This is a genomic window from Pseudomonadota bacterium (assembly GCA_026388275.1).
Classification (GTDB): domain Bacteria; phylum Desulfobacterota; class Syntrophorhabdia; order Syntrophorhabdales; family Syntrophorhabdaceae; genus JAPLKB01.
The window spans coordinates 198,896-205,097 of record JAPLKB010000058.1; the positions used below are offsets into that span (position 1 = coordinate 198,896).

Genomic DNA, 6,202 nt, shown 5'->3' on the forward strand with positions numbered 1-6,202 from the left:
ATTATTATGGAGCCATGTGAAATGACAATTCTAATTGTTGAAGACCATTTGAATATGAGCAGGATGATTAAAGAATGGCTTGAGGAAGAATTTTCTCAATTCGAATTTGTTTTGGCTTCAAACGCCATGGAAGCCATTAGTTTTTGCAGAAATGTGTCACCGCGCCTTGTAATTATGGATGTAAACCTTCCGGATATTAGCGGGATTGATGCCACATCCGATATAAAGGCGATAAGACCTTTTACTGATGTGGTAATGCTGACTATTCACGAGAATGGCGCATACCGGGAAGCTGCGGAAAAAGCAGGTGCAAGCGCATATGTTGCAAAACGGGAATTATATGATGAACTTATACCTGTGTTAAATAATTTGCTGTTGAATCAAAACCAAAACAGGTTAGAACGATGAGAAGAAACTCTGCATTTGTTGAAACGTTTTCAAATCCATTCCTACCCCATGCATGGTACACCATTCAATTTGCCGAAACCCCCACCCCCCCCACTAGGCAATTTACAATATAGGTGTGCCATGCATTCACAATAACTAAGTTAGTAAGCCCCTGGCTCTGCCGGGGGCTTACTAACCGCCAAACTGACAGAATGCAGCAAAACATCATACGTTCAGTTCTTGCTTGCAGAACCGCTCTCAGTGCCGCCTGTCGACCACCCGATTCCTTCACTTTTTAGAAACTCCTGTGTCTTCTTATTCCCCAGCTTGGCAGCCATCTGATAATCCATCATGGCAAGCGTTCCTTCCCCTTTCAGTTCATATATCGCTGCCCTCACACAGTAGACTTCTGCATATCCCGGGTCAAGCTTCAGGGCTTTGCTAAGGTCTGAAATGGCCTCATCATATTTCTTATCATCTGCTTTTAGAGTTGCGCGAATAAAATATGGCTCCGGCATTTTCGGGTCCAGCATGATAGCTTTGTTAACGTCTCTCATTGCCTGTTCGTTGCGACCTGTATTTACGTAAACGTAGGCCCTCAGGACGTAGAGGCCTGCCTGAGCAGAGTCAAACCGTATCGCCTTAGTATATGCATCAATTGCACCTTCCAGATCGCCAATTCCCTGATATTCTGTTCCCTGCTTGAGCCATGCAATAGAATTATCTTTGTTGGTTTTCTTTTTCATTCTTGTCCTCCTCTTCTAATGAAGGGTTTTGTATAAAGTTATCATCATATTGTTTTGTTTCTTGAGTATTTATTAGTTCTTTTCTCCTGGTCGGTCAGCGGCATGATTGGGATATTCATCTTCGGCGCTCTGCTTCGACTTGCGATCCTGCATCGTACATTCAGTACGATTACGGCCTGCAAGTCTCTCAGCCCATCCGAATCTGAAACATCCCTGCCATGCCGCTGACCACCCAAGCCTGATTCACATACACGTTTATGTGAATCAGGCGGAAATGAAGAAGGATTTCTTCATTTCCCATACTTCCTGTTACCTCCCCCTTATTATGACTTGTAAGGGCTTATCTTTACTAAACCTTCTTATCAATTTATCATTCAACTGTTGACAATCCCACTATTCCGGTGAGTTCACCGGGAAGCCCGTTTTTTGGGCGATCCGGTGGAACGGCTTGTTCGGCCCGTTGATTTCTCGGCTAAGCTAATCAGAGACATGAGAGCCTCATTGACGGCTTTGTTCGGTAGGGAATACTTTTGCCACATCAGGGCTCAAGAGTATGAGATTGGTGCCTTTGCAGTACTCTTCAGAATACTTGCCGCGGACTCCCACGCCAAGGTCTTCCCGTTTATACTCAGGACGGAGTTCATCGGATGTTTTAACCTTCCTCATAGATCACCGGCAATCCCCATGTCCACACCACTACAAACTATAACCGCTATTGTTTTAAATGTTGGGCGAAAAATGAAGCAACCTGTTTCTTTGCATCTGACCACGCAGTGGGATCGCCGCCAGTGGTAGCACCTTTCCCGGTTTGTGAACTAATGGACGAACGATAAGGGCTATACTTGACACGGCTATCACTGTCAAAGGAATGGAATGCACCGGGATAAATTATAATACTCATCGGAAAGCCTTCTTTGCGGCTCACTTCGACCAACTGACGGCATTCTTCAGCCGGATTCCAGTCATCATTTTCGCCTACGAGGATGAGAACCGGTCCAATAGGCTTATATACACCGGAATGACTCACGACTGGACCAAAGTCTTTATTTTGCCGGACGGTTGACCATTCTCCGAAACGCATTCCACAGTTCGGATAAAGAGAAACTGCAGCTACAAATCCATTACGTTTGGCATCTGCCAGCGGGTCCCCTTCATTCACAGACGCGGCCATTGCTGCAAGTGTAGTCCAGCCCCCATGTGATCCACCCATAATTCCGACACGTTTACCATCGACATAGGGCAGCTGGCGAAGGACGACAAGGGCGCCGTAAGCATCACGCGCACGAATATATCCGCTGACAGCAGCCGATTTGTTGCGCGGTTCAGTACAAACCCCATCCGGGAAGCCTCTTGGTGTGAAACTATCAGGAATCAGTACAACGTAACCTTGTGAAACGAGTTCTTCTGCCCAGCGTGAAGGGGCGCCGCTCGAATTACGTCCGGTTCCAGTACAGTCATGCATCATGACTACGGCAGGAAATGGACCTTTGCCAACAGGTTTGATGAGCGTCGCCGGAATTTGATCGGATGAGCCTACTGGCTGAAATGTCAGCGTTAGCTCTTCGGAGGCACTGATGCTAAAGCTGAATAACGCAATGCATAGTGCTAACACAAAACACATTATTCCCCTTTTCATAATCCACCTCCTTAATTCTCAACGATTATGTTGAACATATCCTCACTTCTTTGCTGTTCACAACCTTTTAACAAAGTTACCTCTCCGGTATGAAACTTCACCCTTCTTATTTATTTTCCAGCTTCTGCAAATATTTTGCAAGCATAAATAATTCTTGCCGGATCAATAAATGCCGTTTGTAATTAAGTATATAAAGCGCAGAAGTCAAAAACTATGTCCTACAAATATAATTGACATTGTCTATGTGTGATAGCAGAATATTACTACACGGGGATAAACGGATGAATAACGGAAGAATTGTTGAATTTCCCAAGAACATCACAGGATATGCCCATCCCTCTTTAAATTCTTCTGAAAAGTGGACTTTAGGGTGAAAGAAAAATGACATACCAAGGGAATAAACCAGGACAGTCGGCTCGAAAGATAAAAGATCTCATATATAAAAAGAGAGTACATGTTGTGCTTGCAGGAATTCTCGGCGTATTAGTGTGTGTGATTTTTCTTCCCGCTATTGCGAGTGCCGGTGCTGGGGGTCTGATCGTAATTGTTGTGATCATGAAGATCATCATGAATAATGTTGATACCAAGGAAAGGTTATATCGCAGAAAGGAAAGAAAAGCGGAACGCGGGGCCAGGGCTGAAGAAACGATTGATAATGTTCTTCATGAACTTAAGGGAGAGTATGCCCTGTTTCATGACGTGGGCACGGGATATGGCGATATCGACCATATTGTGCTGAGTCGAGAATACGGTTTATTTATCATTGAAACAAAGTCCCACTATGGAGAAGTAACAGTTAGCAATGGAACGCTGCTCATTGATGGGAAAATACCGGAGAAGGACTTCATTACTCAGACACTCCGTAACACTATATGGCTCAAACAGCGCGTTAAAGAGATAACCGGCCTTGATCCATGGATTCAACCAATCATTGTTTTCACGCGTGCGTTTGTTCGGGAATGGGAGCCAATTAGGGGCATCCTTCTGCGAAACCAGAAATATCTCGTTAAGAGCATTGAAAAAATGAATACAAATAAAGCTATCGCGACAAGTTTGTGGGCACTGCATGCGCGGGGAACATTACTGTGGTGAAAAAAAAACCTGTACCCAGCTCAGTGAGTTTGCACCAACTTGTATGTAATAACTGCACGTACAAAGAAGCAACTGCGTGGTTTCCCAGAGGCAAAGAATGCGGATTGAAATGTGCGCCTTCTAACCTTAACTAGATAATTTTTCTTTGCACCTACGAAGCAAGTATATGGTCTTTTGGTTTTGATCATGAATTACGGAAAAAAATGTTGCAATTATAAAGAACACCATGGGCGCAAAAAACAAGACCACTAGTGTCTTCAACGAGCGTAAAAAAAATATGCTTGACATATTGTTTATGTTTAACTAAACTATAAAGTGTGTGCGCAGATATTTTCATATACGTACAAACTGGAGTTAGCTACAGCGGAAGATCATTCAATGCGAGACATTGCATTTCTTGTGTCAGAGGATGAATGGATTACAGCCAAGGCCAACTTTGATGGTCTGGGCGAGAACGCAGAAAGAACATTGAGAACAAGATTTGATTATTGGCTGGAATGCAGAAAACCAAATAAAAAGTGGTACCATGGATGGAGCCAATCCGAGTTTGGAGGCAAGTACACTCATTGCTTTGTTTTCAAATGTGAAGAGAAGAAGAAGGCACATCGGTTTTATGGATTCTTATGTAATCCAAAGGCTTCAAATCGGAGATACCAAGCTTGTATATTGGTTAGCCATGTATACAAGAAAGAATGGAAGACAGATCCAACTAATTTACAGAGGGTAGATGAGATAAGCAGAAAGCCCCCTGTTGAGCGGGCTATAAGCGATTATTTTAAGGAGAGGCCATGAAGACTCATTGGACGGAACGGAGCATTGAAGACTATGTTTTTCGAATTGGAGCAGATCTTATTGCTCAGTTAGAAGAAAAGATGGAAGTCCTAAAGATTTCACAAAATGAACTGGCCGAGAGACTAAATATAACGAAGGGACGCGTCTCACAGGTATTTAATCATCCCGGAAATATCACTCTTGGCAATATTATTAGATATACTAGGTCACTTGGCATGAAGGCGTCGATCGTAGCTTATGAAGATGGAGATCCGGAGAACAAAAAAGGTCCTATTAATTCGGACATTTTTCGAATTTGTTGGGAAAAATACGGGAAACCACGCGATTTCTGGGCGATTCAACAAAATAGTACCGGAGCCATAAAAAATCATTCTATTTGCTCTAACATATCGACGACGCCTAACATAGGCGAGAGAAAATTAGAAAATCCTTCAAACCATTTGATTGGAAGCGCAATGTTGGAAGCGCGGATCACCGAGGAAAGTAAACTCACTTATTATGATTCTGGAATTAAACCACAGCAATTCATGGAACGCTATCTTACTGTGTCACAGTCAACCGAGTGCGGTTATGTTGCCGCTTCGCCGCTATGAACCTAACTAACAAAAAGGAGGAATGTTATGGAACTTAACCAATTATCCGAAATAACTACAATTGATGTTGAGAAAAAGGATGCAATACCCACTATTTACTGTAATCAAATTCGTGTGGTCATGTCTCAGTGGGATATGACCATCGAAGTAGGTGAGGCTAATTTTTCGAAAATGACTGAGGGGGAGAATGGGAAAAAGAACCTTCCTGTTGAGTTTAAGGCGCGTATTGTGATGAGTCCTCAGCATGGTAAGGCGGTTGCTCAAGTCCTGATGGATCAGATAAAGAAATATGAAGATGATTTTGGGGAGCTTAAAATTCTGCTGAAACAACCGAAATAAATTATCATAAGTTAAAGGATTAGCAAGGGGGCAGAAGGAGAGTCCAATAAATAGGCAATTCCTCGTCCTTCCTCCCTGCGCGCCTCTTCCGACAACGCATATTTATTCTATTCTGTTATTGAGATGACATTTATTGTATTAGAATTCAATGGCCCGTCCACTCTCAGATAATAATTATTACCACTTGAAACTTTGCACATCGAGGCAAGTCAGTAAAAACTTGATAACAGGAAAGCAGCAGTACCACAGCCAAAAGCCACGCAGTGCACATTTCGGTAAGAAAGCAGTACCTCAGGCAAAAACCGCGAAGCATAACTTTCGGGAAGAAAGATTTGGCTTCAGGCAGAAACCATGCAGCATGAACTTCAGCTGTTAACCCAATAATCAATTCCCTCTCATATCTTCCAACCATTGATCTATCGGTTTTTTTATTCGAACCTTAACGACAATCTCTCCTTTGTCATCATAGAAGACGGCTGGAGTTGCCCCTATTAAACCGGACACTCTTCTAACTTATCTAATGCTCTCCTGTGCTCTCTCGGTGATTTCATTTTCAATCCCTTATGGGGATGATATTCATTGTAATCCTCTAACCAGAAAGGGATTTGTTCCATAAC

General features: G+C 43.0%; 7 protein-coding genes and 1 pseudogene. 5 read left to right on the forward strand and 3 right to left on the reverse strand.

Features of this window, described 5'->3' with window-relative positions:
- Positions 1 to 21: 21 nt before the first annotated feature.
- Entirely contained in the window at positions 22 to 408 is a 387-nt protein-coding gene (locus NT010_14050; GenBank protein ID MCX5807159.1) for a response regulator, read from the forward strand.
- A gap of 212 nt (positions 409 to 620) precedes the next feature.
- Here NT010_14050 and NT010_14055 read toward each other — a convergent pair whose 3' ends face one another.
- The 3 genes and pseudogenes from NT010_14055 to NT010_14065 form a co-directional block, all read right to left on the reverse strand.
- On the reverse strand, positions 621 to 1,133 hold the full coding sequence (locus NT010_14055) for a tetratricopeptide repeat protein (protein ID MCX5807160.1): 513 nt from the start codon (positions 1,131 to 1,133) through the stop codon (positions 621 to 623).
- Positions 1,134 to 1,540: 407 nt separating this feature from the next.
- Positions 1,541 to 1,799: pseudogene (locus NT010_14060) on the reverse strand (hypothetical protein).
- A 46-nt stretch (positions 1,800 to 1,845) separates the two neighbouring features.
- On the reverse strand, positions 1,846 to 2,769 hold the full coding sequence (locus NT010_14065; protein MCX5807161.1) for a dienelactone hydrolase family protein: 924 nt from the start codon (positions 2,767 to 2,769) through the stop codon (positions 1,846 to 1,848).
- Positions 2,770 to 3,150: 381 nt separating this feature from the next.
- Here NT010_14065 and NT010_14070 point away from each other — a divergent pair, with 381 nt between their 5' ends.
- The 4 genes from NT010_14070 (at position 3,151) to NT010_14085 (ending at position 5,585) form a co-directional block, all read left to right on the forward strand.
- The gene (locus tag NT010_14070) at positions 3,151 to 3,861 is read left to right on the forward strand and encodes a nuclease-related domain-containing protein (protein MCX5807162.1); all 711 of its coding nucleotides are present in this window, start codon (positions 3,151 to 3,153) and stop codon (positions 3,859 to 3,861) included.
- A gap of 378 nt (positions 3,862 to 4,239) precedes the next feature.
- Complete coding sequence (locus NT010_14075) at positions 4,240 to 4,653, forward strand: hypothetical protein (GenBank protein ID MCX5807163.1); 414 nt, start codon at positions 4,240 to 4,242, stop codon at positions 4,651 to 4,653.
- Entirely contained in the window at positions 4,650 to 5,246 is a 597-nt protein-coding gene (locus NT010_14080) for an XRE family transcriptional regulator (protein ID MCX5807164.1), read from the forward strand. The genes NT010_14075 and NT010_14080 overlap by 4 nt, the downstream gene beginning before the upstream one ends.
- A gap of 27 nt (positions 5,247 to 5,273) precedes the next feature.
- Positions 5,274 to 5,585 carry a DUF3467 domain-containing protein gene (locus tag NT010_14085; protein ID MCX5807165.1) on the forward strand — a complete coding sequence of 104 codons (312 nt, stop codon included), beginning with the start codon at positions 5,274 to 5,276 and terminating at the stop codon, positions 5,583 to 5,585.
- Positions 5,586 to 6,202: the final 617 nt, after the last annotated feature.

Bases quoted from the DNA above. Each gene is read 5' to 3' on its own strand.
- NT010_14075 (MCX5807163.1), top strand. From the start codon at position 4,240: ATGCGAGACATTGCATTTCTTGTGTCAGAGGATGAATGGATTACAGCC.
- NT010_14080 (MCX5807164.1), top strand. From the start codon at position 4,650: ATGAAGACTCATTGGACGGAACGGAGCATTGAAGACTATGTTTTTCGA.
- NT010_14070 (MCX5807162.1), top strand. From the start codon at position 3,151: ATGACATACCAAGGGAATAAACCAGGACAGTCGGCTCGAAAGATAAAA.
- NT010_14085 (MCX5807165.1), top strand. From the start codon at position 5,274: ATGGAACTTAACCAATTATCCGAAATAACTACAATTGATGTTGAGAAA.
- NT010_14065 (MCX5807161.1), bottom strand. From the start codon at position 2,769: ATGAAAAGGGGAATAATGTGTTTTGTGTTAGCACTATGCATTGCGTTA.
- NT010_14055 (MCX5807160.1), bottom strand. From the start codon at position 1,133: ATGAAAAAGAAAACCAACAAAGATAATTCTATTGCATGGCTCAAGCAG.
- NT010_14050 (MCX5807159.1), top strand. From the start codon at position 22: ATGACAATTCTAATTGTTGAAGACCATTTGAATATGAGCAGGATGATT.